We start from the raw sequence: 3,272 nt of genomic DNA, 5'->3' as shown, positions 1-3,272 counted from the left end.
GCCGTGCCGGTGTGGCGGCCGAGGGCACGGTGCTGGATCCGTCCGGGACGGTGCTGATCACTGGTGGTACCAGTGGTCTGGGTGCGCTGTTCGCCAGGCATCTGGTGGAGCGTCACGGAATCACGCAGCTGTTGTTGGTGAGTCGTCGCGGTGCGGCGGCCGAGGGTGTCGCGGAACTCGTCGCCGAACTGGACGGGTTGGGCGCCGCAGCGCGCGTCGAGGCGTGTGACGTGTCGGACCGGGAGCAACTTGCCGCTCTGCTGGGTTCGTTGGACACTTCGCTCACCGGTGTGGTGCACGCCGCGGGTGTCCTGGACGACGGAGTCATCGACGCGATGACACCTGAACAGATCCAGCGGGTGATGCGTCCGAAGCTCGACGCGGCGTGGCACCTGCACGAGCTCACCAGGGACATGGACCTGACGGCGTTCGTGCTGTTCTCCTCCGTCGCGGCCCTGATCGGCACGCCGGGGCAGGCCAACTACGCCGCAGCCAACGCGTCTTTGGACGCACTCGCGGCGAAGCGCCGCGCGGACGGGCTGGCCGCGACGTCGCTGGCCTGGGGCCTTTGGTCGGACGCCGGCGGCATGTCCGGTGAACTGGCCGAAGCCGAGATCGCACGGCTTGAACGCATGGGAGTCGGTGCGATCCCCGCCGACCTCGGGCTGAAGCTGTTCGACCAGGCCCTTGGGATCGATGCGGCGCTGCTGGCGCCGGTGCGGCTCGACCTGGCCGCACTGCGGGCGCAGGCGCGGGCGGGTGTGCTCCCCGCGTTGATGCGCGGACTGGTGCGTACGTCGGCCCGTCGTACGGAAACGGACGAATCGCTGGCGCAGCGGCTGGCCGGTGTGGCGGACGCAGACCGGGAAGGCATCGTGCTCCAGCTCGTCCAGGCCCAGGTCGCGGGGGTTCTCGGACACGCGTCGCCCGGGGCCGTCGACCCTGTACGCGCGTTCCAGGAGCTCGGCTTCGACTCGTTGAGTGCGGTCGAGCTGCGCAACCGGCTCACCCGGGCCACCGGCCTGCGACTGCCTTCGACGATGATCTTCGATCACCCGACGTCGGCGGCTATCGCCAAGCTCTTGCTGACCAAGGTGGCCGGAACCGTCGCCGAACCACCGATCGACCAGGAGCTGAAGAAGCTCGAGGACATGCTCGCGGGGATCGCGGACGGTGAGAAGCAGCGTGTGGCTGGTCGCCTGCGCACGTTGCTGACCACGCTCACCGACAACGAGCAGCTCGACAACGACCTGGCCCAGATCGAGGCGGCCACCTCCGCGATGGAAATCCTGCAAATGATCGACGCCGAGTTCGACGAGGTGTGACGAGTGCTCGGACGAGACCGGATTACTTCAGAACTACCTCAGAAAGAACGTGGCCATGAGTGGTGACAGCAACGCCCTCCACCAGACCAAGCTCGTCGAATCGCTGAGGCGGGTCGCAGTCGACCTCAACGAGACCAAGGCCCGGCTGCGCGAGTACGAGGACCGGGCCAACGAGCCGTTGGCGATCGTGGGGATGAGCTGCCGTTACCCGGGTGGCGTGACCTCGCCGGACGAGTTGTGGTCGATGGTGACGGAGGGGCGCATCGGAACGTCGGAGTTCCCCGCCGACCGCGGTTGGGACCTGGAGCGCCTCTACGACCCGGACCCGGACAACCCGGGTACCGCGTACACCCGGGAGGGCGGGTTCGTCGACGCTGCCGGCGACTTCGACGCGGAGTTCTTCGGGCTGAGCCCCCGTGAGGCGATGGCGATGGACCCGCAGCAGCGACTGCTGCTGGAGGCCGCGTGGGAGGCGTTCGAGAACGCGGGCATCGACCCGACGTCGCTGCGCGGCAGTGACACCGGCGTGTTCTGCGGCGTGATGTACCAGGACTACGGGTTCGTGGCGGGCACGAGCGACCGGCGGGACCAGATCGAGGGCTACCTGACGATCTCCTCGGCGGGCAGCGTCGCGTCCGGCCGGATCTCCTACACGTTCGGGTTCGAGGGCCCGGCCGTGACCGTCGACACCGCCTGCTCGTCCTCGCTCGTCGCGATGGACGGGGCGTCCAAGGCCCTGCGCTCGGGCGAGTGCTCGCTGGCGCTGGTCGGCGGCGTGACCGTGCTCGCTCGGCCGAACGTCTTCGTCGAGTTCAGCCGTCAGCGCGGAATCTCGCCGGACGGACGCTGCAGGGCGTACGCAGCCGCCGCCAACGGCACGGGCTGGGCGGAGGGCGTGGGCCTGATCCTGCTGGAGCGGCTGTCGGACGCCCGCCGCAACGGCCACCAGGTCCTGGGCCTGCTGCGGGGCAGCGCGGTGAACCAGGACGGTGCGAGCAACGGTCTGACGGCGCCGAACGGTCCCTCGCAGGAGCGGGTGATCCGTCAGGCGCTGGCCAACGCCGGTGTGAACGCGGCCGACGTGGACGCGGTCGAGGGTCATGGCACGGGTACGAAGCTGGGCGACCCGATCGAGGCGCAGGCGCTGCTGGCGACCTACGGCCGTGAGCGGAAGAGCGGCCCGCTCCTGCTCGGCTCGGTCAAGTCCAACATCGGACACACCCAGGCCGCGGCGGGTGTGGCCGGTGTGATCAAGATGGTCATGGCGATGCGGCACGGGGTACTCCCCCGGACCCTGCACGTGGACGAGCCGTCCCCGCACGTGGACTGGTCGGCGGGCGAGGTCGAGCTGCTGACCGAGGCGCGGGAGTGGCCTGAGTCGGACCGTCCGCGCCGCGCGGGCGTCTCATCGTTCGGCGTGAGCGGCACCAACGCCCACGTGATCCTGGAGGAGGCCCCCGCCGAGGAGCCGGCCGAGGCTCCGGCCGAGCCGTCCCGGCCGCTGGGCGCGGTGCCTGTCGTGGTGTCCGCGAAGTCTGAGGCAGCGTTGCGGGAGCAGGCGGACCGCCTGCGCGCCCACCTGATCGCCGAGCCGGACGTGTCGCTCGCGGACACGGCGTTCTCGTCGGTGACGACGCGCGCGCGGTTGGAGCACCGTGCCGTGGTCGTGGCCACGGACCGGGGGGCGCTGCTGAGCGGTCTGGGAGCTTTGTCGTCGGGTGATCCGGCTGATCATGTGGTCGAGGGTCGTGCGGCCGGCAGTGGCAGTGCGGTGTTCGTGTTCCCGGGTCAGGGAGCGCAATGGGCCGGGATGGCGGTGGAACTGCTGGACTCCTCGCCGGTGTTCGCCGAGCAGATCGCGGCATGTGACCAGGCCCTGTCCGCATTCGTCGACTGGCGCGTGGTCGACGTCCTGCGCGAGATCGACGGTGCACCGACGCTGGAGCG

Annotated in this window: 2 protein-coding genes; both read left to right on the top strand. The window is 70.0% G+C overall.

Going from position 1 to position 3,272, the window contains the following annotated elements; translation table 11 throughout:
• Window positions 1-1,325 (top strand): SDR family NAD(P)-dependent oxidoreductase (locus ABZ208_RS38885; protein ID WP_356914167.1); only part of this gene is annotated, 1,325 nt, incomplete at its 5' end.
• A gap of 55 nt (window positions 1,326-1,380) precedes the next feature.
• On the top strand, window positions 1,381-3,272 hold a 1,892-nt coding region (locus ABZ208_RS38880; protein ID WP_356914166.1), incomplete at its 3' end, for a type I polyketide synthase.

Origin of the sequence: Streptomyces sp. NPDC006208, assembly GCF_040613775.1 — a bacterium.
GTDB lineage: Bacteria > Actinomycetota > Actinomycetes > Streptomycetales > Streptomycetaceae > Streptomyces.
The sequence above is the reverse complement of the archived record's forward strand: the minus strand, read 5'-3'. Positions and strand labels throughout refer to the sequence as shown.